17 protein-coding genes, 2 tRNA genes, 1 rRNA gene and 1 pseudogene are annotated in these 24,758 nt (G+C 53.5%); 8 read left to right on the top strand and 13 right to left on the bottom strand.

Translation table 11 applies throughout. The features are described from left to right. Nucleotides 1-123 precede the first annotated feature (123 nt). From F6R98_RS04205 to F6R98_RS04195, 3 genes are all read right to left on the bottom strand, one after another. A tRNA-Ala gene (locus tag F6R98_RS04205) sits at nucleotides 124-199 on the bottom strand. Nucleotides 200-247: 48 nt separating this feature from the next. Beyond that, nucleotides 248-324 (bottom strand) — tRNA-Ile (locus F6R98_RS04200). A 93-nt stretch (nucleotides 325-417) separates the two neighbouring features. After that, a 16S ribosomal RNA gene (locus F6R98_RS04195) occupies nucleotides 418-1,953 on the bottom strand. Between the two features lie 471 nt (nucleotides 1,954-2,424). Here F6R98_RS04195 and F6R98_RS04190 point away from each other — a divergent pair. After that, complete coding sequence (locus tag F6R98_RS04190) at nucleotides 2,425-2,589, top strand: hypothetical protein (RefSeq protein ID WP_194270131.1); 165 nt, start codon at nucleotides 2,425-2,427, stop codon at nucleotides 2,587-2,589. Nucleotides 2,590-2,904: 315 nt separating this feature from the next. Here the strand turns inward: F6R98_RS04190 and F6R98_RS04185 are convergent, their stop codons facing one another. The 4 genes from F6R98_RS04185 to ppsA all read right to left on the bottom strand — a co-directional run bounded on the left by F6R98_RS04185 (nucleotide 2,905) and on the right by ppsA (nucleotide 11,223). Then, complete coding sequence (locus F6R98_RS04185) at nucleotides 2,905-5,973, bottom strand: efflux RND transporter permease subunit (RefSeq protein ID WP_153247910.1); 3,069 nt, start codon at nucleotides 5,971-5,973, stop codon at nucleotides 2,905-2,907. Continuing rightward, nucleotides 5,970-7,163, bottom strand: coding sequence for an efflux RND transporter periplasmic adaptor subunit (locus tag F6R98_RS04180; protein WP_153247909.1), 1,194 nt, complete (start codon nucleotides 7,161-7,163; stop codon nucleotides 5,970-5,972). Before F6R98_RS04180 ends, F6R98_RS04185 begins: the two co-directional genes overlap by 4 nt. Nucleotides 7,164-7,236: 73 nt before the next feature. Continuing rightward, nucleotides 7,237-8,676, bottom strand: coding sequence for a TolC family protein (locus F6R98_RS04175; RefSeq protein WP_194270130.1), 1,440 nt, complete (start codon nucleotides 8,674-8,676; stop codon nucleotides 7,237-7,239). Nucleotides 8,677-8,820: 144 nt separating this feature from the next. After that, nucleotides 8,821-11,223, bottom strand: a complete 2,403-nt coding sequence (gene ppsA / locus F6R98_RS04170) for a phosphoenolpyruvate synthase (protein ID WP_153247907.1) — start codon at nucleotides 11,221-11,223, stop codon at nucleotides 8,821-8,823. 423 nt (nucleotides 11,224-11,646) lie between these two features. Here ppsA and F6R98_RS04165 point away from each other — a divergent pair, with 423 nt between their 5' ends. After that, the gene (locus F6R98_RS04165; RefSeq protein WP_153247906.1) at nucleotides 11,647-11,949 is read left to right on the top strand and encodes a hypothetical protein; all 303 of its coding nucleotides are present in this window, start codon (nucleotides 11,647-11,649) and stop codon (nucleotides 11,947-11,949) included. A 303-nt stretch (nucleotides 11,950-12,252) separates the two neighbouring features. Continuing rightward, entirely contained in the window at nucleotides 12,253-13,308 is a 1,056-nt protein-coding gene (gene cax / locus F6R98_RS04160) for a calcium/proton exchanger (protein ID WP_228125079.1), read from the top strand. Between the two features lie 322 nt (nucleotides 13,309-13,630). Here cax and F6R98_RS04155 read toward each other — a convergent pair whose 3' ends face one another. The 5 genes from F6R98_RS04155 to F6R98_RS04135 form a co-directional block, all read right to left on the bottom strand. Beyond that, complete coding sequence (locus F6R98_RS04155; RefSeq protein ID WP_153247904.1) at nucleotides 13,631-14,680, bottom strand: ligand-gated ion channel; 1,050 nt, start codon at nucleotides 14,678-14,680, stop codon at nucleotides 13,631-13,633. Beyond that, on the bottom strand, nucleotides 14,677-15,690 hold the full coding sequence (locus tag F6R98_RS04150; RefSeq protein WP_153247903.1) for a cache domain-containing protein: 1,014 nt from the start codon (nucleotides 15,688-15,690) through the stop codon (nucleotides 14,677-14,679). The genes F6R98_RS04155 and F6R98_RS04150 overlap by 4 nt, the downstream gene beginning before the upstream one ends. A gap of 90 nt (nucleotides 15,691-15,780) precedes the next feature. After that, the gene (locus tag F6R98_RS04145) at nucleotides 15,781-16,431 is read right to left on the bottom strand and encodes a lytic transglycosylase domain-containing protein (protein ID WP_228125221.1); all 651 of its coding nucleotides are present in this window, start codon (nucleotides 16,429-16,431) and stop codon (nucleotides 15,781-15,783) included. A gap of 12 nt (nucleotides 16,432-16,443) precedes the next feature. Beyond that, nucleotides 16,444-19,161, bottom strand: coding sequence for a DNA polymerase I (gene polA, locus F6R98_RS04140; protein ID WP_153247902.1), 2,718 nt, complete (start codon nucleotides 19,159-19,161; stop codon nucleotides 16,444-16,446). 36 nt (nucleotides 19,162-19,197) lie between these two features. Beyond that, nucleotides 19,198-19,464 (bottom strand): cupin domain-containing protein, encoded by a 267-nt coding sequence (locus tag F6R98_RS04135; RefSeq protein WP_153247901.1) that lies wholly within the window; start codon nucleotides 19,462-19,464, stop codon nucleotides 19,198-19,200. Nucleotides 19,465-19,603: 139 nt separating this feature from the next. On the opposite strand from F6R98_RS04135, the gene trmB reads away from it, so the two are divergent. From trmB to F6R98_RS04120, 4 genes and pseudogenes are all read left to right on the top strand, one after another. Further along, nucleotides 19,604-20,299, top strand: a complete 696-nt coding sequence (gene trmB / locus F6R98_RS04130) for a tRNA (guanosine(46)-N7)-methyltransferase TrmB (protein WP_153247900.1) — start codon at nucleotides 19,604-19,606, stop codon at nucleotides 20,297-20,299. Between the two features lie 422 nt (nucleotides 20,300-20,721). Further along, a complete protein-coding gene (locus tag F6R98_RS22705; protein ID WP_407079305.1) occupies nucleotides 20,722-20,772 on the top strand; it encodes a hypothetical protein in 51 nt (16 codons plus the stop codon). Then, nucleotides 20,769-21,194: pseudogene (locus F6R98_RS04125) on the top strand (transposase); the annotation flags it as partial. The gene F6R98_RS22705 and the pseudogene F6R98_RS04125, both read left to right, overlap by 4 nt. Nucleotides 21,195-21,833: 639 nt before the next feature. Further along, complete coding sequence (locus tag F6R98_RS04120; protein ID WP_153247899.1) at nucleotides 21,834-22,643, top strand: class I SAM-dependent methyltransferase; 810 nt, start codon at nucleotides 21,834-21,836, stop codon at nucleotides 22,641-22,643. Between the two features lie 594 nt (nucleotides 22,644-23,237). Here the strand turns inward: F6R98_RS04120 and F6R98_RS04115 are convergent. After that, on the bottom strand, nucleotides 23,238-23,567 hold the full coding sequence (locus tag F6R98_RS04115; protein ID WP_153247898.1) for a hypothetical protein: 330 nt from the start codon (nucleotides 23,565-23,567) through the stop codon (nucleotides 23,238-23,240). A 129-nt stretch (nucleotides 23,568-23,696) separates the two neighbouring features. Between F6R98_RS04115 and F6R98_RS04110 the strand changes: the two genes are divergently transcribed. Further along, nucleotides 23,697-24,486 (top strand): IS5 family transposase gene (locus tag F6R98_RS04110; RefSeq protein WP_153247897.1). Its coding sequence is split into 2 segments (ribosomal slippage): nucleotides 23,697-23,959 and nucleotides 23,958-24,486, totalling 792 coding nucleotides; the frame shifts between segments, so codons are not numbered across the junction. Nucleotides 24,487-24,758: the final 272 nt, after the last annotated feature.

Genomic DNA, 24,758 nt, shown 5'->3' with positions numbered 1-24,758 from the left:
GCTTTTCTTCGCGCTTTCTGCAACAATGTTTCCGTACAATGCATAATGCCCCGCTTACGGCTCATCACTTCTTGAAGTAAAGGCTTTTCACCTGTACAAGACTTTCGACTCTTTCGCTGAGTCTGGTGGAGCCAGGGAGGATCGAACTCCCGACCTCCTGCGTGCAAGGCAGGCGCTCTCCCAGCTGAGCTATGGCCCCGTCTAGGCTTTCCAAGTTTGTTCCGCTCCTGGCTTTCTGCGCCGCCAGTGGTGGGTCTGGGAGGATTTGAACCTCCGACCTCACCCTTATCAGGGGTGCGCTCTAACCACCTGAGCTACAGACCCAAGCGCGGTTTTGGCTTTTTTGCTTCTTTACTTCTCGACTTTTTCTGCGGTCAGATAATGGATTGTGGCTTCCTGCGCCGGGGGCCGGCTTATTAAGGAGGTGATCCAGCCGCAGGTTCCCCTACGGCTACCTTGTTACGACTTCACCCCAGTCATGAATCACACCGTGGTAAGCGCCCTCCTTGCGGTTAGACTACCTACTTCTGGTGCAACCCACTCCCATGGTGTGACGGGCGGTGTGTACAAGGCCCGGGAACGTATTCACCGCAGCATTCTGATCTGCGATTACTAGCGATTCCGACTTCATGCAGTCGAGTTGCAGACTGCAATCCGGACTAAGATCGGCTTTCTGGGATTGGCTCCACCTCGCGGCTTCGCTGCCCTCTGTACCGACCATTGTAGCACGTGTGTAGCCCTGGCCATAAGGGCCATGATGACTTGACGTCATCCCCACCTTCCTCCGGTTTATCACCGGCGGTCTCCTTAGAGTTCCCACCTTTACGTGCTGGCAACTAAGGACAAGGGTTGCGCTCGTTACGGGACTTAACCCAACATCTCACGACACGAGCTGACGACAGCCATGCAGCACCTGTGTTCGCGTTCCCGAAGGCACTCCCGCATCTCTGCAGGATTCGCGACATGTCAAGGCCAGGTAAGGTTCTTCGCGTTGCATCGAATTAAACCACATGCTCCACCGCTTGTGCGGGCCCCCGTCAATTCATTTGAGTTTTAACCTTGCGGCCGTACTCCCCAGGCGGTCAACTTATCGCGTTAGCTGCGCCACTGACAGCTCAATTGCCACCAACGGCTAGTTGACATCGTTTACCGCGTGGACTACCAGGGTATCTAATCCTGTTTGCTCCCCACGCCTTCGCACCTCAGCGTCAGTGTTGGTCCAGGTAGCCGCCTTCGCCACTGGTGTTCCTTCCGATCTCTACGCATTTCACTGCTACACCGGAAATTCCACTACCCTCTCCCACACTCTAGCTTGCCAGTTTCCAATGCCGTTCCCAGGTTAAGCCCGGGGCTTTCACATCAGACTGAACAAACCGCCTACGCGCGCTTTACGCCCAGTAATTCCGATTAACGCTCGCACCCTCCGTATTACCGCGGCTGCTGGCACGGAGTTAGCCGGTGCTTGTTCTGGTGGTAACGTCAATGTCCAGGGGTATTAACCCCGAACCCTTCTTTCCACCTCAAAGTGCTTTACAACCCGCAGGCCTTCTTCACACACGCGGCATTGCTGGATCAGGCTTCCGCCCATTGTCCAATATTCCCCACTGCTGCCTCCCGTAGGAGTCTGGGCCGTGTCTCAGTCCCAGTGTGGCTGGTCGTTCTCTCAAACCAGCTAAGGATCGTCGCCTTGGTAGGCCTTTACCCTACCAACCAGCTAATCCTACGCAGGCTCATCCACCGGCGGGAGGTCTTGCGAGCCCCCCCTTTCCCCCTCAGGGCTTATGCGGTATTAGCTCGAGTTTCCCCGAGTTGTCCCCCACCCGTGGGCAGATTCCTACGCGTTACTCACCCGTCCGCCACTCGTCAGCGCCCGAAGGCCTGTTACCGTTCGACTTGCATGTGTTAAGCATGCCGCCAGCGTTCAATCTGAGCCATGATCAAACTCTTCAGTTTAATTGCAAGGCATCAGGTTTAAACCCGACGCTTTTATCTTTTCTTTCTTTTGGCCAAAGCAATCAACACAGGCTTCGCCTGCATCGCATCCCTTTCGCCGATTTCTTACGCCTTACCCAACGCAGGAAACCACATCCATTATCTGTCCGCTTTTTTAAAGAACCGTTCGTTTTGATCTACTGCCGAACTGAGCCGCTCATTATACAGAACTTCCTGTTACCGTCAACACCTTTCTGGGTAATCTTTGGCTTTATCTATAACATGCCATAAATAATCATTATAAAACAATACACTATCATTTCACCCTACGCATACACTACTTAAGGGTTACTCGCTCCGCTTCTTTCCATCTGAACGATGACATTAAAACAGCATCCGCCAAAAAGGGATGCTTAGCCATAGATAAAGCTCGTAAACATTATTCAGCGCATTTCATCCCGTACACCAGAATACCTGCAACGCACATAAGACATGTATGTTTTGATAACAAGAGAAAGATTGTATCCCGTCAACTTCATTGAATTGCACCAGCGTTCACCGGAGCGCCTGAAACAGGTACCACAAGGCGAAGATATTTCGATTACGCTACATGGCAAAACCTTTGCGCTCAACATACTCTACGGCAAGGAAAACTGAAGAGAAGCCGCGCCGAAAAAACTGGATACACGACATGACACGGTTATCGTCGTCGATATCGGCAGCTATTGGCACCAATGGACAGGACCGGCAATTTGCGACACTCGCATCCTGCAATTTTGAAATAAATGCCGGGCAAGCGCGCGGCAAATTCGCTTGCGCCGTCCGCAGGGTCCATAAAAAACAGCTTCGGATGAATTTCCCTGCAGAAGCGGGTTTAAGTTCGCTCCTGCAGGGATTGACAGGAAATGAATGGTTCGCTCAGCCGTTATTTCAGCAATGACCGGTTTTATAAGTCAGACGCGCAGCCCTTTTCTAGCTCGCTCCATACACTTTAAGCCGCTGCGCCAACCGATCGAAACCCAGATATATCGCGGGCGTAGTGTAAAGCGTCATCAGCTGACTGAACACCAATCCTCCGACGATGACGATACCCAATGGACGGCGCATTTCCTGACCCATCCCGGAACCCAAGGCAAGCGGAACGCCGGCCAGCAGGGCGGCCATGGTTGTCATCATTATCGGACGAAAACGCAGCAAACAGGCCTGAAAAATCGCTTCCTGCGGCGACAGACCGTCATTGCGCTGCGCGTCCAGCGCGAAGTCGATCATCATGATTGCGTTTTTCTCGACTATGCCGATCAGCAATACAATACCTATCAACGCCACGATATCCAGGTCCGCCCCAAAAATCAGCAGCATCAGTACCGCGCCGACCGCGGCAGACGGCAGCGTGGACAGTATGGTCACCGGATGGATATAGCTTTCATACAATACGCCCAGCACGATATAAACCGTCACCACGGCGGCAAGCAGCAGCGGCAACTCGCTGCCCAGCGCACCCTGAAACGCTTTTGCCGTCCCCTGAAAACGCACGCGTATGCTGGCAGGCAATTCCAGCCTGTCGATCACCGTCTGCACCTGATCCACCGCATCGCCCAGCGAAGCTTTCGGCGCCAGATTGAATGACAGCGTAACTACCGGAAACTGCCCCTGACGGTTGATAACCAGCGGGCCATTGCGCTCTTCGCGCCGGGTCAAACCCGACAATGGCACGACACGGCCGCCATTTACCGGTATGAAAATCTGGTCGAGACTTTCCGGGTCGCGCTGAAAACGCCTGCCGACTTCCAGGATTACGCGATACTGATTGATTTGCGTAAAGCGGGTAATGATCTGACGCTGACCGAAGGCATCGTATAAATTATCGTCTATCATTTGCGGCGTAATACCCAAACGCGACGCGCTATCGCGGTCGATTATCAGACGGGTGACGCGTGCATTGTTCTGTAGATCGCCTGCAACATCACGCAACTCGGGCAGTGCGCTCAGCTTCTCCAATACGCGCGGCGTCCATTCGTCCAGTACGGCGCGATCCGCGCTTTCCAGTGTGAGCTGGAATTGTGTACGGCTCAATCTATCCTCTACAGAAAGATCCTGCACCGGCTGCAAATAGAGGCGTATGCCTTTAATGGTATCCGCGGCCGCCTGCAGACGTTTGATCACGATATCGGCACCCTCGCGTTCGGCCAGCGATTTGAGGTTGATCTGGATACGGCCGTTATTCAGAGTGGTGTTGACTCCATCCACGCCGACAAAGGAAGACAGGCTTTCCACTGCCGGATCCTGCAGTATCAGACGGTTCAAGGCTTCCTGGCGAGCGGTCATCGCATCGTAGGCTATGGATTGATCCGCTTCGGTAAAACCCAGCAGCATGCCGGTATCCTGGATCGGAAAAAACCCCTTCGGAACAATCCATAGCAAAGCGCCCGTTACCGCCAGCATCGCAACGGCAATCACGATGGTCTGGTTGCTGCGCGCCAGCACCCACTGCAGACTGCGTCCATATGCAGCAACAAGTTTGTGAAAGAAATCGACGTCGCGCTCCGTGTCTTGATCAGGCCGATCCCGTTTCCCCAAACGCGCGCACAACATCGGCGTCAGAGTCAGCGACACGAAAGCGGAAACCAGGATAGCGATGCTCAGCGTCACCGCAAACTCCCTGAACAAACGCCCTAGCACATCGCCCATCAGCAGCAACGGGATCAGCACCGCGATCAGCGAGGCGGTCAGAGACAGGATGGTAAAACCGATTTCGCCCGACCCCTTCAATGCCGCATCAAGCGGAGACATGCCTTTTTCGATGTAGCGCATGATGTTTTCCAGCATGACGATGGCGTCGTCAACAACAAAACCGGTAGCGATGGTCAACGCCATCAGCGTCAGGTTATTCAGACTGTAATCCAGCGCGTACATCACCGTAAAAGTACCTACCAGCGATAACGGCACCGATAAACTGGGTATCAATGTGGCGGGCAGGTTGCGCAGAAACAGAAAAATCACCATCACCACCAGCGCGATAGTCAGCAGCAATTCATGCTCAACGGCCTCTATGGAAGCGCGTATGGTAACGGTGCGATCGGAAAGCACCCGCACGTCCACGGAAGCAGGCAAACTGCTCCTAAGCTGGGGCAACAACGCCTTGATGCGATCGACAACTTCTATGGTATTCGCGCCGGGCTGGCGATGTATATTCAATACGATGGCCGGCTGCTCGTCCATCCAGCTTTTCTGGCGGGTATTTTCGGGCTCCTCGCTCACTTCCGCGATATCGGAAATGCGCACCGGCGCATTGTTGCGCCATACGATCACCAGCTTGCGAAACTCGTCCAGGCTCATCACCTGATCGTTCGCCAGTATGGTGTGCGCCAGTGTAGTGCCGTCGAAACTGCCCTTGGCCTGATTGACGCTGGCCAGCGTCAATGCCGACCGCAAGTCCTCCATACTGATGCCGTAGGACGACAACGCGGTGGGGTTTACGCGTATATGAGTAGAGGGCTTTTGCCCCCCGTTCAAACTCACCATACCCACCCCCGGCATCTGCGAAATTTTCTGCGCCATGCGCGTATCGGCCAGATCTTCGACCGCTGTCAACGGCAAGGTCGAAGAAGTCAGCGCCAGCGTCATTACCGGCGCATCGGCCGGATTACGCTTGCTGTAAGTGGGCGGCGTGGGCAGATCGCGAGGCAGATAACTGGATGCGGCGTTAATCGCCGCCTGTACTTGCTGTTCGGCAATATCGATATTCAGTTCGAGCGCAAATTGCAGCGTGATCGCAGCCGCGCCCAGCGAACTCGATGACGACATCTGCTGCAAACCGGCAATCTGGCCCAGCTGTTTTTCCAGCGGCGCGGTAATAGTGGAAGCGACGACTTCAGGACTGGCGCCCGGGTAAAAAACCTGCACCTGCAAGGTCGGATATTCCACTTGCGGCAAGGCCGAAACCGGCAGACGCTTGAAGCTGAGTAACCCGACCAGCAGCACCCCCATCATCAGCATGGTGGTGGCGACCGGACGCAGGATGAACGGCTTGGAAATATTCACTGTGGAGGTCTTTTTCCTGCGCTGCGCTCGGGCGCGCCGGCTGCAGGCGCGGAAGTATTCTCCGCAGCGTCGCCCGGCGGACGTATCGTACTGCCTTCTCGCAGCTTGTCGAGCCCGTCGGTGACCACGTTTTCTCCCGCTTCCAGCCCTGCGGCGATAACGGTGAAGTCCCCTTCGGAAGGTCCGGTCGATACCTGCCTGACGGTAACGGTGTTGTCCGGCTTGACTACAAAAACATGAAACCCCTGCGGATCCTGCTGCACGGCGGAGCGAGGAGCCAGTATCTGCTGCGCACGCGTTTCCAGCAGCAAGCGGATATTGACAAACTGATTGGGGAAGAGCGCGCCGTCCTGATTGTCGAAAACCGCTTTTAAGCGTAGCGTTCCGGTCGTGGTATCGATCAGATTATCGCTACTCCAAAGCTGGCCGATCGCAAGTTTGTTTTTACGATCACGATCGAAGGCATCTACAGGAAGCGCAGCCCCCTCTTTCATGCGTCTCTGCAAAGCAGGAAGCTGATCCTGCGGCACGCTGAAAATGACCGAAATCGGCTGCAGCTGGGTGATCACGACGATGGGATCGGAAACATTCAGAATATTGCCTTGATCGACCATTTTTAATCCTATGCGCCCGCTGAGCGGCGCCTGGATATGACAGAACGACAACTGCAAACGCGCCGAGTCTATCGCTCCCTGGTCGGAAGCTATGGTTCCAAGCAACTGATTGACCGATGCGCTCTGGGTCTGCATCTGCGAAAGCGGAATATAGTCCTTCTTGATCAGCACCTTGTCTCGATCGAGCTCCAGCCGTGCAAAGTCGAGCTGTGCCCGGTCCCCGGTAATTTTCCCCTGAGCCTGATCCAATTGAGCCTGATAGGGACGAGGGTCGATTTCCGCAAGCAGATCGCCCTGTCTAACCGTTTGCCCTTCCTTGAAGGCGATACGCATCAGCTCGCCGCCGACACGGGTTTTCACGGTAACCGTGTTGAAAGCCGTTACATTGCCCAAGGCATTAAGATAAACAGCCAGATCGCCGGACCGCACCTGCTCGGTTTTAACAGGTATCGGCGCGGTCTTGCGTTCGGGTCGTAACCCGGCATCTTTTTTGCCTGCGAACAAAAACCAGGTAGCGGCTGCGGCAAGCAACACCAGGCCGATAAGCAACAGCGCGCTACGTTTCCGCGTGCTCATAAACCGCCCTCCCGCAACATCGGACTTTGCATGGGCGCGCAAGAAGAACGGAACTGAATATTCATCAATATTCTCAAGAACGGGGTTTACCGGAAGTCAGTTTGAAGTCACGCATTAATTCGTCCAGATCAAGACGGCCTATAGCCTGCGCCAGTTGCGCCTTGGCGATGCTCCAGTTATAACGCGACTGCACCAGTTGCACGCGGGCATTGGACAGATTGACCTGCGAGTTGAGCAAATCGATGATATTGCCCGCCCCAGCCTGATAGCGTCCATAGAGAACTCCTTCGTTCTGCGTGGCGTTATCCAGCAAAACCAGGGAGGTGCGCAGAGTTTCACGCGCGGTATTCATGCTGTGATAGCTGGACCACACCGCCTGAGAGATGGTTTGCTCCAATTGATCGCGATTCGCCGCCTGAAGCGCGACCTGCTCCTTGGCCGAGTGAACCTGATAGGTAGTCGAAAAACCGTTGAACAACGGCATGCTTATCTGTAAGCCCGCCGACCAGCTGACAAGAGCGGCATAGTTATTCAACGAGGAAAAGTTATAGCCATAAGTACCTGTCAATGAGATTTGCGGCATGCCGGTTGCTTCGGCTGCGCGAACATTGGCTTCCGCAGCCTTGACCTGGGCTGCCGCCGCCGCGAGATCGGGACGCATGTTTTTCGCCTGTTCGATCAAATGGTTGACATCCTGTTCGCGCTCATTGTCGGGATTCTGGTAATCCGGCGTGGCCACCCGGAGTTTGGGGCCGGCATCCATGCCCATCGCGGTTGCCAGCGCGCCCATCGAGATCCTGGAGTTGCCCTCGGCTTGCTGCAGCGTCAGCTTGGCCTGGGTAGCAGCGGTCTGGGCCTGCAGCACATCCGAAATGGCTACGGCGCCGACGTCGTGACGAAGCTGGGTCGCTTTCAGTATTTCGTCGCTGGTTTGCCATGATATCAGTGCCGCTTCAGCGGCGGCTTGCGCAGCAAACATCTGGTAATAAGCCTGAACCGCGCCAAACATGACGTTCTGTATCGCCACGTTCTGGCTCCAGTTGGCTGCCTCCAGAGCGGCGATGGCATTGTCCAGGCGCGCGTTTCTGCCGCCGAAATCATACAGCAGATAATTCAGCGTTGCTGCTGGCGTCATGCGCGTCTGCAGCCCCACTGCGGCGCCGGAAATGTTGCTGCCGCCAGTCCCGGAATTGACCGAAGATGAATTCTTGCTTTCGTTCACGGGAACACTGACCGATACGGTAGGCAGATAAGCCGTTTTGGCGCCACCGACCTGCGCGGCTTGAACGCGCGCGCCGGCCCAGGCCTGCCATGTTTGCGGATTGTGGCACAAAGCCTGGTCGATAATTTCCAGCAGGCTCCAGACCTCCGGCTTTCTACCCGTTGTCAGGCAGGGATCGCCCTTCTGCGGACTATTCGCCTGCTTGCCGGCGCTGGCGCCTACCAGACTATCGGTATCGAGCGGGTCGTCGAAAAAGTCGCCGGCATGAACGCACAGCGACCACTGGAGCATTAAGAAAAAAACCCAATAATACATCGGCTATTTGACACCAGTAACACGTTGCTCATCTGTCCACAATAGGATTTGCAACAAAGCGTATGCGAGCCGAATCCCGTACCTCAAAATCCAGGGCGAAATGGTTGCCGAAACTTCGTATCATCCGGCAAGCTTCGCCTCCAGCGCCAGCACGGACCGCGTTACATCCAGTACGCTGTCGGGGTTGAGACTCATGGAATCGATACCGATTTCCACCAGATATTCGGCCATATCAGGATAATCGGACGGCGCCTGACCGCAGATACCGGAATGTTTACCGTGCCGGGCAGCGCCTTCCACCGCCTGCCTGATCAATGTTTTTACGCCGGGATCACGCTCGTCGAAATCGAAAGCCACAATCTCGGAGTCGCGATCGACGCCGAGCGCAAGCTGAGTCAAATCGTTGGAGCCTATCGACAAGCCATCGAAATATTCGAGAAACGCATCAATCTGCACCACGTTATTCGGAATCTCGCACATCATGTAAATTTCCAGCCCCCTCTCTCCTCGCGCCAGACCCAGCTCGGCCATACGCTCGATCACGCACCGCGCTTCTTCCACCCGTCGCACGAATGGAATCATCAACCTGACGTTGCTTAAGCCGAATTCGTCGCGCACCCGCCTCATCGCCGCACATTCCAATGCGAAACCTTCTTCATATGCCGGATGAGTATAACGCGAAGCTCCTCTAAAACCAATCATCGGATTGCTTTCGTCCTGTTCGAACGCCGCACCGCCCAGTAAGGTTGCATATTCGTTGGTTTTGAAGTCGGACATGCGCACAATCACCGGCTTAGGATAAAAAGCCGCGGCGATAACTCCCACCCCTTCCGCCAGTTTGTGCGTGAAATAAGTGGCGCCGTCAGGATAATCGCGTATCAGCGTTTGAATTTCCTGACGCGCGTCGGCCTCGGCAACGCGTTCGGGATATAGCAAGGCCATCGGATGCGCCTTGATATGGTTGGCGATGATGAATTCCATGCGCGCCAGCCCTACCCCCTCGTTCGGCAGGAAGCTGGTCTTGAACGCCAGATCGGGGTTGCCAAGATTCAGCATGATATGGGTTTTGGGGCGCGCCAGTTCGTCAAGCCGCGTCTCGTTGCGTTGAAACCCGATTTCACCACGATAAATTCTGCCGATATCGCCTTCCGAACAGGCGACGGTAATCAACTCGCCATCAGGTATCACACGGGTCGCATTATCACAACCGACAACGGCGGGTATACCCAACTCGCGAGCGACGATCGCGGCGTGACAAGTGCGCCCCCCACGATTGGTAACTATGGCGGAGGCAATTTTCATGACCGGTTCCCAATCCGGCGTGGTTATGTCGGCGACCAGCACATCGCCTTTGCGGAATTGAGCCATTTGCTCGGGACCGCTGATCAGCCGCGCGGGTCCGATGCCTATTTGCGCGCCCACCGCGCGCCCTTCGGCCAGCACTTCGCCGTTACCGGTCAGTTCGAACGTCACCAGCACATTGTGCTGCGTTTGTGAAGCCACGGTTTCCGGCCGCGCCTGTACGATGTACAACTGCCCGTCGATGCCGTCCTTGGCCCACTCCATGTCCATCGGTTTATCGTAACCGGCCTGTTTGCTGTAATAATCCTCAATGATAACGGCGTATTCCGCCAGCCTGACCGCTTCTTCCCCGCTCAGACAATAGCTGTCGCGTTCGAATTTCGAGGTTTCCACGTTCAGCGTGGTCGTCGTGGTGCCGTAGATCATTTTAATGGCCTTGGCGCCTTTAACACGCTTCAAAACATGGCGATGCCCGCGTTTCAGCGTGGGCTTGTAAACCACATACTCATCGGGATCGACCACGCCTTGAACCACGTTCTCGCCCAGCCCGTATGCGCCGGTAATAAACACGGTATCGCGAAACCCGGTATCTGTGTCGAGCGAAAACATCACGCCGCTGGTCGCCAGATCGGAACGCACCATTTTCATGACGACGATGGAAAGCGCCAGTTTAAAATGATCGAAACCCTGATCGTAGCGGTAATGTATGGCCCGGTCGGTAAACAGGCTGGCGAAACAGCGCTTGCAGGCCTCCAGCAATGCGACTTCACCGCTGACATTAAGATAGGTGTCCTGCTGGCCGGCAAAACTTGCCGTGGGCAGATCTTCGGCAGTGGCGGAACTGCGTACCGCGACGCTGAAATTATCGCCGTATTCGGCCTGCAGGTCGTGATAAGCGCCGATGATTTCGCGCTGCAGATCTTCGGGAAGCGGCGCCAGATTGATCAGTTCGCGTACGCGCGCGCCGCGCTCGGCCAACTGCACGACATCGTCCGCCTCCAGATCGTCGAGCAACTCATGCAGCCTTTCCCATAGACCGGCGCTGTCCAGCACATGACGATAGGCGTCGGCCGTCACGGCAAAGCCGTTGGGTATGTTCACACCATGCGCCGTCAATTCTCGATACATTTCACCCAGTGAGGCATTTTTACCTCCGACCAGCGGCACATCGGCCAGGGTAATCTCGTTAAACCAGCGTATGTAGCGACGGTTTACAGTCATAATGCCCCCTTCAATCTTGATAATGGATGAAAAAGCTGCTCCGCTTATCTTCGCATGAAGCGGAAAGCATGGAAAGTACAACCGTCCGCTTCGTTCAAGCCACGTAAAAACCGCATTGGTTTTACCGGCCTATTTCCAACCTGCATGGGAAAACAGCCTATCTCGAAGACAATAAAAAGCACACTTTTCCTGCCCCTTAGCATACGTCAGGCTGTATCCTCGGAAACGCCGAACATCAGGCGCAGCGCCGCTTAATCAGACTGAACTTTTCGTTCGTCACCCAATCAATAGTTATTATTTATCTATATCAATAGAGTACAGAAATTGAACAAATTTCCTTGCCGGGTGTCTTATTTGACGCTAGCATGTTCAATGAACGTACATGCAGACTCGTAAAATCTATTATTCATCAGGAGATACCGAATGACCGCAGCAACCATTAGTGAAATTGAAGGCTCAAGCCCGCTAAAATCCGTATCAAACGCCGTTTGCAACGCCAGTGAAAACCTGCGTTCCGGCTTGCAACGCATCAATATTTCCAACTCGCTATCCAAGCTGGTCTACAAGAGCACCTATACGCTGTCCTATGGCGTCGTGTACGGCGTTGTTTTTGTCACAGGCGTATTCCCCAAAAACAATCCGGTTGCTCACGGTCTGACTGACGGCGCACGCGCAGCACTCGACGCCGTAGCAGAAACCAGGAACAGCATTTCCCCCACCGCCTGAGGCGGCGACTACTGATGTGATGCATGACCCCTGGGCGGATTGCCCCAGGGGCCGCATTTTTTTGTGCCCGGCACATTTGGCACTCTTTCGATATTCAAAACGAAATGGATCCTGTGCAGATGCACAGTTGCCTGAGATCGATAAACACTACAACTTAAGCAAGCATGAACCACAGATCGTCCGCATTTACTCTAAAAACGGCTGAGGGCGAAAGCCGTGTATCGTAGAGCGAGTTATACAAGATTACAGTCCAAACTATTAAAACAAGCCGCACGGCCGGATAAACAGCACATGGTATTGTTCATGCTGGTTTTCATTCCGGCCTGTTTTGCAGGATACTGGCTTGCTTGGGATCCCTTGCTGGTCTTTGTACTATCCGGGCTCGCCATCATTCCTCTGGCTTCGATCATTGCATCGGCCACAGAAACCATTGCGGACAAAGTCGGCTCCACCCTTGGCGGGTTGCTTAATGCAACTTTCGGCAATGCAACCGAAATGATTATCGCGCTGGTCGCATTGTCATCCGGGCTGGTGGATCTGGTCAAGGCCAGCATCAGCGGCACGATAGTCGCCAACCTGTTATTGGCTATGGGTCTGGCGATATTTGCCGGCGGTCTGCGTTTCAGCGAACAGCATTTCAATCAGCGCGTCGCGCGCATCAATGCATCCTCTTTAAACCTGGCGCTGGTGGTTATGCTGACTCCAACCGCGATACGAACCACATCCAGCACCACGGATCCGGGCTGGCTGGACGGGTTTTCGCTGATCGCCTCGATCTTATTGCTCACCTACTATCTGCTCACCCTGCTGTTTTCGATAAAAACCCATCGCACCCTGTACGAAACCGGGGCGATTTCCGAACATACGCAGCAAAGAGTGGCTACCGGTCAAGGCGCATCGTATGTACTGGTGCGCCCGATAGTGTCCTTGATGATTGCCAGTATTATTCTGGCATTGGTATCGGAAGTACTGGTTCACAGTCTGGAAGAAACCATACATGAACTGCACCTGACCCAGCTGTTTACCGGTGTTATTCTGATTCCGCTGTTCGGCGGCATGGTTGAGTATTTGACCGCGATACGCTTCGCCAGAAGCAACAAGATCGACCTGGCCATCGCCGTTGCAACCGGTTCCAGCCAGCAAATTGCCATGTTTGTCGCACCGCTGCTTGTCATCGTCGGCCGGCTGTGGGGGCAACCGATGAACCTGGAGTTTCACCCCTTCGAGCTGGTAGCCATTGCGGTAGCGGTATTAATCACCAATTCCATCAGTAACGACGGACGCTCCAACTGGCTGGAAGGCGTACTGTTGCTGATGGTTTACGCCGTGGTAGGAACTGCGTTCTACTTCCATCCTTGACGATCATCGCGAGCTGATCGACTGATTTAATCCGTCATACCGGCATGAACTGTGCCGGTACGCGATCGATCAAAAAACTATCCCGAGCGTTATCCATATATTGACGACAACGCGTCTGCGCGCCGGCACCCCGACAAGATCGTTCGCGCGGAGTTCGCTACGCGGTTTACACGGTAATCCGAGACTTAAAAGAAGCTGGTTGCATACCGTCTGAGCGGTTTCGCTCGCAATTCGTTACAGCAGCACTCCAGACCGCTTACTCCTGTACAACCCGACTTTCCGCCCAATTGCAACTCAATGCTCACTATAGCCGTGGAAAATGTCACACGATATATGCGGTCAACATAATTCGCGAAAGAATCAGGCCGGCCAGACCCAGAGGAATCGCCCAACGCAGGTAAATTATTATCTCCTGAACAAGAACCGTATTTGAAAAATAACGGTCAGTGTAATCCTGATCGAAAAGCGTGACGGTCAGCACTGTCATGAGCGTTTGATATCCTGCGCCAATCACGATAACCTGCGTAATGATACTGTCCGGAGGCAACCCTGAATAGCGTTGTGCGTAAGTAAAACTCAGGGCAATCAGAGCCAGAACGGATCCGGCCCAGAAGTTCAGCCTGAATTGTATGCCCAGTTTAGTGTAAAACATGCCAATGGTCGGAACGAGCATAACAAGAAAAAAGGGCATGACTATCATCAGCAGGTGAGGAAACGAATTCCGGACAAGCACAATTTTGGCTTGCATTGCAGGATAATTGCGTTTATCCCAGCCAGATGTGTATGATGAGGAGAACGTAAGCGCCTGCGGCCGCCAAGCTGATAACCTCACGTCTTTGCCGAGCCCCGAGTCGTTAATATCACGCTGATCGTGAACGAGTTCGATCTGGTTCGTATCATATTTTTCCGACACGATGGAAACAGCCAGCGACTGGGTATCGAAAGGGAAAGCATCCAGCCGATACTTGACATTGAAAACTCCTTTCACCCGCTGAATGAGTACCACTGTGCCATTAGGATAAATAAACAGCCCCTTCTCCGTACTCTGCATCGTCACGTTTGCGACCGTCAACGCGGGAGTCCATATTCCTGCCAGTTTTTTTTCAGCGGACTCATGGTTAAACTCCATGCGATTCATACCCACTACCCGAGAGTCAAAAACAAGATCAGGATCCTTCCAGCGCAACTGGACATCCACTTCGGCTTCCATCGTACCAACTTGATCATTGATTTTGGAGATATTATTAACTGTCACCGCCACGCCGACTTTCAGCGGGCGGGGCGCATTCTCCGGAATTTGAAGCTCTTCTGCGTGCAGCACGCCTTCCGATACGAAAATCAGCAGGAGTAACGTCAGTATATGCCGCATCATTTTGATGACTCCTGTACCGATGCCGACCGAACAAACATGATATTTATCATCACCAGCACGATTCCCGCAAGCACCAGTACCTGCAACAGCGCGAAAGCGATTGCTCGAACTACAGCGGCAGACGATTCCTTTTGAAACACATCGAATTTTTTCACCGCCACGATGGCTCCGATACCAACGCCCTTGTAATCCTGTAGCGGAGTAATAACGATGCCAAAATCAGAACCGGCTACTGTTTTCAATACTGTTTTTACACCAGTCACCGATGCCAGCAATTCAGGAGTCACTATCGTCTTGAGGACGTTCCAGTCGGTTGCTTCCACATTACGAAGGCCCGCGACAATTCGCTCGGCATCAGGCGGAGGAAGCAAAGTTGCAACGCGGGATACCAGCTCATTATCCACAAATGCCCCGCCTTCAAAACCTGTATTTTTCTTCAAATAATCCAGAACAGTCATGAAACTCATGCCAACTTCAAAACTGCCGATGTAGCCGTCGGCGTCCTTAAGCAAATCGACCCCGCGAATACTAATGCCCGCTCGTCCGACTTCAATGCCTTTTTTCGGTGCGTGTTCTTTATTGGTATTAACGACCATTTCGCGAAAGCTGCTCAGATCTTCACCGTGTCCGGCTTCCGGCGTATAAATTCGCAGGAATGATGTCGCGGGTGCAGTGTGAAACTGCCCTTCATTTACACCATAACGATCCCGCTGTATTAGAAACGCAGGTAAAAGTCTAGCTAAAATCTGTTCACGGTTACCTGCACGAAAAGCATCTATGATAGATGGCAGATGCGCCACTACAGATGCTTTAGACGCTGCATTGTTCATTTCACTTTGAAGACTGCTCTGAATTATGGAAACGGCGACGTCCATTTCGTGCTGTTTGCAACCGTCAATGCTGGCCTGCTGGCTGAGTATCGACGAGTACGCTGAAATCCCCGCCATCAACAAGGTTGCAAAAATTGTAGTGTAAAGCACTTTTTGCCGCTGGGTTGACAATATTTTCATTTATAACCTTTCCCTTTTTTAAAAAAGTTTCTGAGTCGAACCAACATATCAACCCAATAATAAACTACAAACAACATCAAAAAAGAAACGCTAACGTCGATAATTACTCAACACCTTCATCACATAATCCTGGGTTTCCGGAAACGGAGGTATCTTGTTTCCATATTTGCGCACGTTGTTCTCTCCCGAATTATAGGCCGCCAACGCCAGCACGACATTGGACTCGAACATACCGAGCAAATCGCGCAGATACATCGCCCCCCCCTCTATGTTTTCCACCGGATTCCACGGGTTGCGCACCCCGTAGCGGTTTGCCGTATCAGGCATCAACTGCATCAAGCCCATCGCGCCTTTATTCGACTGCGCGCTCGGATTGTAGGCTGACTCCGCCTGTATCACCGCATGCAGCAAAAACGGGTCCAGACGGTACTTGCTCGCCATGAAATCGATAGCCTGACTGAACTGCGCGCGTCCCAAAGCCGAGGCTTGCGCGGACTGTACGCTACGCCCAATGACGACGTTGCCGCCGTTGGAGCGGGAAAACGGCAGCGCAATCGACATCGGCGTTTTTACCACTACCTTATAGCCTGAATGTTTCGGCTTGTCGGTGTAATAAACGTGACCGCTATCATCGACATACTTGTATACATCGGCTGCGGCAGGCAATGACGCCAGCAACAACAACCCCGCGCTGCCGCAGAGAAATATTTTGTGTGGCGAATACATCGAAGCCGGCTTCATCGAAATCATGCGCTAATGCGCCTCGTCCCAATTATTGCCTATTCCCACATCGACCAGCAACGGCACTTTCAGCGCTGCTGCACCGGTCATCCTGCGGCGAAGTTCCGGAACTACCGGCTCCAGCACCGCCTCACTCACCTCAAAAACCAGTTCGTCGTGCACCTGCATCACCATGCGCACCGGCGCATGGCTCTCGATAATCCAGCTGTCCACCGCCAGCATCGCGCGCTTGATGATATCAGCGGCGCTGCCCTGCATCGGCGCATTGATCGCCGTGCGTTCGGCATATTGCCGGCGCTGCGCGTTTTTCGACTTGATCTCGGGCAGATACAGGCGGCGTCCGAACAGGGTTTCCACATAGCCCTGTTCGCGAGCCAGCTCGCGGGTGCCGTCCATGTAGGCCTTGACGCCGGGATAACGCTGAAAATACAGTTCGATATACAATTGCGACTTTTCGCGCGTGACGCCGAGCTGACGCGCCAGTCCGAATGCGGACATTCCGTAGATCAGACCGAAATTGATCGCCTTGGCTGCGCGGCGCTGGTCTATGGTCACCGCATCCAGCGTACTGGCAAACACTTCTGCCGCCGTAGCGCGATGAATGTCGGCTCCGGCCGCAAATGCGGCAAGCAGACTTGCGTCGCCGGATAAATGCGCCATGATGCGCAGCTCGATCTGCGAGTAATCGGCTGCGACGATCTTCGCTCCGGACGGCGCGATAAAAGCCTGACGAATTTTACGCCCCTCTTCGGTGCGCACCGGGATATTCTGCAAATTGGGGTCGGAGGACGACAGGCGTCCGGTCGCGGCCACAGCCTGATGATACGAAGTATGCACGCGTCCGGTGAGCGGATTCACCTGCTCCGGCAAACGATCGGCATAGGTGGATTTAAGCTTGCTCATCGAGCGGTAATCCAGAATCAGACGCGGCAAAGTGTAAATTTCCGCCAGCTCCTGCAGCACGGATTCGTCTGTGGAGGGCTGTCCGGTAGGCGTTTTCTTGATCACCGGCAGTTTCTGCTTGTCGTAGAGCAGCGACTGAATCTGCTTCGGCGAGCCCAGATTGAAAACCTCGCCGGCTTCTTCATGCGCCTGCCGCTCGATTTCGGCCATGCGCATCGCCAAATCGCCGCTTTGCGCAGCCAGCATGAACACATCCACCAGCACGCCTGTCTCTTCCATGCGCCCCAGCACCGGAATCAACGGTATTTCTATATCTTCGTATAACGCGCGCAATGACGGGAGCGCCAGCAGTCGCGGCCACAAGACCTCGTGCAATTTCAGCGTCACATCGGCGTCTTCCGCCGCATAGCGTGTAGCCCGCTCTATATCGACCTGGGCGAACGGAATCTGCTTGGCACCCTTACCGGCAACGTCTTCGTAATGCAGTGTGGTGTATTTTAGATAATGCGACGCGAGCGTATCCATGTCGTGGCGCGTGGCGGCACTGTTCAACACGTAAGACTGCAGCATGGTATCGTGTACGCCGCCGCGCAAAATGATGCCGTGGTTGGTCAGCACATGGGCGTCGTATTTGAGATTCTGGCCCAGTTTGAACCGGCGAGGGTCTTCCAGCAGCGGTTTCAGCCGCGCCAGCACCCAGTCTGTACTCAGTTGCGCGGGCGCGTCCTGATAATCGTGGGCCAACGGCACATAAGCCGCCTCATCGGGCTGAAGCGCAAAAGAAACGCCGACGATACGCGCTTTGGTATACTCCAGACTGGTGGTCTCGGTATCGAAAGCAAACAGCTCGGATGCCCGCAGGCGCTGCAGCCAGCGCTCGAAAGCTGCTTCGGTTAATACACATTCGTAATTCGCGCCCTGCTCTTCGACTTCCGGCTGACCGGCGGCTGCGCTATCGAGCTGCTTAAGCCAGTTATGAAAATCGAATTGCGTCAACAGCTCGCGCAAACGCGCCGTATCGGCAGCCTGTACTGCCAGATCGTCAGGCTGCAGCCGCAGCTCGACGTCGCATTTGATGGTTGCAAGCTGCTGCGATAACGGAATCATTTCCAGGCTCGCGCGCAAATTCTCACCGATTTTGCCGCCGACTTCGCCGGCGCGACGCATCAGCGTTTCCAGCGAACCGAACTCGTTTAACCATTTAACCGCGGTCTTGGGGCCGCACTTGGGTACACCGGGTATATTGTCGGAGGTATCGCCCACCAGGGCAAGATAATCGACGATACGTTCCGGCGACACGCCGAATTTTTCCTGCACGCCGGCAACATCCATGCGCGTATCGTTCATGGTGTTTTCCAGCATCACCGAAGCATTAACCAGTTGCGCCATGTCCTTGTCGCCGGTGGAGATCACCACCCGATAACCCTGGTCAACAGCGGTAACCGTCAGCGTGCCGATCACATCGTCCGCCTCGACGCCGCTTTCCCTGATTACCGGCAGTCCCATCGCGCGCACCAGTTCCAGCAGCGGCCCGGTCTGAGCGCGCAGATCGTCCGGCATCGGCGGGCGATGCGCCTTGTAGTGTTCGTACAGATCGTTGCGAAAATTCTTGCCGGGCGCATCGAATACCACGCCGATATGCGCGCCCGGATATTCGCCCTGCAATTTGCGCAACATATTGGCGACGCCGAAAATGGCGCCGGTCGGCTCGCCGCGCGAATTGGTCAGCGGCGGCAGGCCGTGAAATGCGCGGTAAAGAAACGACGAGCCGTCGACGAGAACCAGCGTCCGGTTTTCGGCTATAGCGCTATCTATCGGGAAATTCATCAACTAGAACACACCAAAATTCACTACCCCAACCGGTTAATGTTTAAACAAAGGTTTGCGCACCGCCCAGGTGCAGGACAGGCCTACGGGAAAAGTGACCAGATCGCCCGCGCCGAAACTGACCTGATTTCCGCCTTTATCCGGCGTGATCACCACTTCGCCCTCCAGGATATAAGCCGTTTCGGCTTTGTCGAAATCCCTCTCGAAGGTAGAAACCTCCTTACGCCAGGTAGCACAGCTTTCCACGCCCAATTCGGCCATGCGCGCTTCGCTCGGCGCATGTTCTACGATAATATCGGTCACCCTGCAGTCCTCATCGGTTGGTATCGCCGGTTATTTCTATCCCCATGGTATTATTCTATACCATCGGCTGAAAATTGGCGTAACCACAACCTGAATACTTAGCCGGGATATTTTTTACTTTTACATTTGCATCTGCATCATGCCGGAACTTCTTTCTAATCCCCTCGAAAAAACCCGAATTCGCAGCTTCGTCAGACGCCAGGGACGCATTACCCAAGCGCAGCAACATGCCCTTGAAACGTTATGGCCGAACTACGGCATAGAAACTTTACCAGGGATCGATCTTGGAACGGCATTTCCCCGCCCCGCTCCGCTGATACTGGAAATCGGCTTCGGCAACGGCGAAAGCCTCGCGCAAATGGCGCTGGCCGCCCCGGAAAAAAACTTTCTCGGCATTGAGGTGCACAGGCCCGGCGTCGGCCACCTGCTGATCAGAATAGAACAACTGGGACTCGGCAACGTCCGGATATGCAATGCCGACGCATTGGAGGTCATGGAACAACATATAGCTGAAGCCAGCCTGTCAGGATTGCAGCTATTCTTTCCCGACCCGTGGCACAAGAAGCGTCATAACAAACGGCGATTGGTGAACGATAAATTCGTTGCCTTAACGGCTCAAAAACTGATGACGGGCGGCGTCATTCATATGGCGACCGACTGGGAGGACTACGCCAGGCAAATGCTGGATGTGCTGCAGGCCGACAGCACTCTGGAAAATATGGCCGATAACGGCGGTTACAGCAAACGGCCTGATTATCGTCCGCTGACAAAATTCGAACGCCGAGGCCAGCTGCGCGGTCACGGCGTGTGGGATATTTTGTTTAAGCGTTTGTAAAGATATCGCGGAGTTAATCCCAAGCTTGTCGAACCAAGAACGAAGGCGATACGTTCAGCACCGCCGAGGATCGGCAGTATCCCGGATAGATGGGCGTGCGACAGGAAACTGCCATCTACCCTCTCAATAATGCAGGAAAACTCCCACTACGGAAACACTGATTTAATCGCACCCTATTTTAGTTATGGACGATATTTAATCATTATATAACAATCAATATATTACACTGTAACGGCGTCCGGCGCATGATGAAACAGACCACTCTCCCAGACCTACTTTTCCAGCAGAAATCCCACATCACGCGGCGCGAGACTTTTTGAACGCGATGGATCGGTAGTTCCCTGGTCCGAGCTGATTGAGATCATTCAGCCGGTGTATCCCGCTTCCGGGCGGGGGGCCGCCCGCCTATCGGGATAAAAAGGATGCTGCGGCTGTATTTTATCCAGCAATGGTACGGCTTTTCAGACGGATGAAAGCGCCTATCGGCGTGGATGCGGAATCGGGGCTGGTGCATACGGTTGTAGGTACGTCAGCTCATGTCAGTGATGTGGCGATGACCAGCGAGTTGCTTCATGGCCGGGAAAAAGTGGTTATCGCCGACGCCGGTTATATCGGCGCTGAAAAACGCGAAGAGAACAGCGGAAAATCGCTGAAGTGGATGATGGCCATGAAGCGCGGGAAACTAAAAGCGATGCCAGCAGGCCAGTGGAAAGAAACGGTGCGCCGGATAGAAAAAAAGAAAGCGCAGATTCGCGTGCGAGTCGAGCATCCGTTTCATGTGACCAAGAACCTGTTTCATTACCGCAAGACGCGCTATCGAGGATTGGAAAGGAACACGCATCAGCTGCAGATTTTGTTTGGGCTTTGTATTTGTACCGGAGCCAAAAGCTGCTGATGGGGGCGATATGAGGGCTTATTGCGCCCTCAATCCGCCAAAAAGGCGGGAAATGCCGGTAAAACCTGTAGTTTTTAGAAGAAACGCATAAAAAAATGCGTCGAAATCGAAATTTTTCTTAAAAAATCGCGCTCCGGCGCTCCGGCCCGTGTTGTTTGGGCCATTAATCAGCGGTTCCATAGTGATGGTTTAAGGGCTTCCGTCTTGAATAGTGCTGCTTTTGGGTAGTATCCGTCGAGTTTTTGTCCGTACCAGCTGGTTCATTCCGGTACTTCCCAGCAATAGGCCGCAAAGCATTCGGAGTACAGTTTGCTGTTTGTGAAGCAATCCGGTGTTACTTTGTTGTCTTTGTAGAGGCACGGCAAACTCGCTCTCCGCTGGCGTCTCCCTTGCCCGCAAGACTGAAGCGGCAATTAGACGCCTCAGATAAATGTGTATTTTTGCGAAAAAACCGGAGAACTGGCCTGCTTTTTACAGAAAAAAGCCATCTGCCAGGGATTTTTCACCTGATCATCGGGCGATAGTACTGCCAAAATTAGCCAAACTTGAGCGGTGCTGGTACACAACATGCACTAGATACCCGGATTACCGTTAAAATAATATTTCTAATTTTTTATCAGGGAAAAAGGAATTACAAATATGCATGCATTAAGTCTTGCTTTTGATACTCAACGACTGGCGGAAAAAAGCGAAGAGTTAAGCAGCGACCGGCAATTGTTCAAACGCGGCAAATGGCTCATCGACGATTTAAACATAAGCGAGGGTGAAAGCGTACTGGACATAGGCTGCGGCACAGGACTTCTCGCCGAATACGTAGCCGATATCGTCGGCCCTGCCGGTAGCGTTACCGGCATCGACCCGTTGCCGTTACGCATCGACATAGCGCGCCGCAAAATCCGCGCCAACCTCGAATTCCAGGTTGGAAATGCCTACGATTTGAGCGAGTTTCCCGAAAACCATTTCGATACGGTTTACTTAAACGCTGTATTTCACTGGCTCGGAGAAAAGGAACAGCCCTTGCAGCAAATCCACCGCGTACTGAAAGCGGGAGGACACCTGGGATTAAATTCCGGCTCGAAAGATCATCCTTTTCACCTGGAAAAAATCCGCAACAGAGTCCTGTCGAAACCGCCCTATAACGCGTTTTCGGAATCCTTATCGAGATTCCCTCATCTGGTCAGCGTTCCGGAACTGGTTTGGCTGCTGGATCGCAACCAGTTTTCCATTAACAAAGTTGAAGTGCAGAACAACATCTTCACCCTTGCCAATCCCGAAGATGCAATCGATTTCTCTCATTCCAGTTCCTTTGCCAATTTCATCGGCCATTTGCCGGAGGCGCTGCGCGATTCGGCCATGGATGAGATAAAGCAGGAACTCGAGCGGCTCAGAACAGCGGAAGGGATACGCCTCGAAGGCCATCGTATCGTCGCCATCGCCGCAAAAAAATGACAGGGAAAGCGGGACCGTTTACTCGGCATTCGCCATCATACCGTAGTTAATCGCCATTATGGTTTAGTAGCGTGCCGGTTGCGTTTTCCGCCATGGTTATTAGGTACTGCCCGATCAACACAGAATCAGCAAAAACAACTGCTCACTCAACAATGCACGCTGTTTTTCGGGAAAAACGAATTCATTTCCTGGTGCGCTCATTGATTTCAATGCTCTGAAGCGAACGAAACATTATCACGCCGGAAATTTTTGAGCAGCGTGAATAACATGACGGCCAAACAGAAAATCAGATATTTCAATAAACCCATGGTGCTGCTATTAGTCGTTTTGGCGCCTATGGCGGCACTACCCGGCTGCTCCGGTTCAGGCGCAAACGACGAATAAGACTTGAGATCGCGCTGAGCAATACCTGCGTCAAGCAACAGGCTCAGGATGAATGGCAGGTTAATGTGTCCATTCGTGGTGAGCCCATCGAGCTGTTAGTCATGGTTGCTTTGTTGGCAGTACAACTTCCGCCTTTTGAGGTGTCCGGTTCGGGTTTATTTGACCCTCTCGCTGTTTGAAGGCGCCGACCGCTAACCCGGCAAACTCACTTCAAATTGGAATAAATACGCGTTCGCCTTCGACCAGCACCGTGTTGTGATAAAATTCCGCGGTAATGCGCGCAAACTCCTGTGCGAGTTCGGGAGAAGAAAAAACGGCGATGATGTTGGCATCGGACTGTTCGACCTTGCCCTTCAATGCGCTGATGACATTCCCGAGCAAGGTTGCGGTGTCCAGCGACTGCAAACTGATATTACCGTCGCTCTGATGAACGGCTTTGTAGCGGCGAATCTGCACCGGGTTGAAACCGGGTTTTACGTTGACAAACTCACTGACTTCATAAGAGTTCTGTTGGGTTTCGGCGGCGGCTACTGTGGACATAACGGGCTCCTTTCACGTTTGATTCGGTACGAATCCAATGTAACAGGAACTTGCACTTCGCCTTAGACAAAATGGTTATTTGCTTAGAAGCTGTTCACGATTTTTGCTAAAAAGTTGTAACGTAGCGGAATGAGAATAAAATACCCGAGCAATATCAGTAAAGAAGCCTTTGAGCAAATCCAACCGATCCTGGAAAGCGTGCGCAAACGAACGAAACCGCGTACGGTCGATCGGTACGAAACCTTCCGCGCCGTATTGTACTTGTTGAAGACCGGCTGTCAGTGGCGAATGCCGCCCAGCGGCTTTCCGAAATGGCGCACGCTCCATTCGTACTTTGCCAAATGGAGCGAACCTGATTCGGAAGGCATAAGCGCTGTGGAGCGGGTTTTAAAAAAATCAGGTTGGAGAGGCCCGCATGAAACAGGGGCGCAACGCCTCGACAAGCTTTTTGATCGTCGATGCGCAGAGCGTCAGGAACACGGATAGCGCGCGGCATAAAAGCTACGGCGCGGGCAAAAAAGTTTCCGGCATCAAGCGGCATAGTGCCGTGGACACGCAGGGTCTGCCGCATGCGATAGCGGTCAGCACGGCGGAAGTAACCGATCGCCAGGGAGCGCTGGCGGCCTTCGATCGATGTTTCTCGAGTCTTCAGCAGGTGCGTAGCGGATTGGTGGATGGCGGTTACAGCGGACAACCGTTTGCCCGGGCGGTTAAAGAGAAACCGGGGGCAACCGTGCAGGCAGCCAGGCGTAACGAGCTACATACCTTTGCGGTGATACCTCAACGCCGGGCGGTTGAACGTTCTTGCGCCTGGTTGGAAAAATGCCGGGGTTTATGGAAAAACTGCGAGTGTCAGCTCAATACCGGCTTGCAGTTTGTCCATTTGGCCTTCCTGGCGTTATTACTGAAAAAATTATGAAAGCTTCTTTGGAAACACTGATTAATTCAAAAATTGCTGATTACGGACACGTAAAATCAATCGGTACCATGAAAGTCCGCGCAAAAACCGATTCAATCAGCGCTTCCTTAGCTCCAGACGGGATTCTGCAGGAATATCGTGCAAGGCGTCGAGTTTTCTGCGACGAGAAGCCCCGCCTTCGAGTCAATAAAGTAACCGGATTAGCAGGGTGGTGAAAAACTCAAAAAACCCACTATATCTTGTGCCTCAGCACCCAATAAATACACAATCGG

The sequence above is a fragment of the Candidatus Methylospira mobilis genome, from assembly GCF_009498235.1.
In the GTDB taxonomy this organism is placed as follows: Bacteria; Pseudomonadota; Gammaproteobacteria; order Methylococcales; family Methylococcaceae; genus Methylospira; species Methylospira mobilis.
Note: the sequence above shows the minus strand (reverse complement) of the source record. Positions and strands in the feature narration are given on the sequence as shown.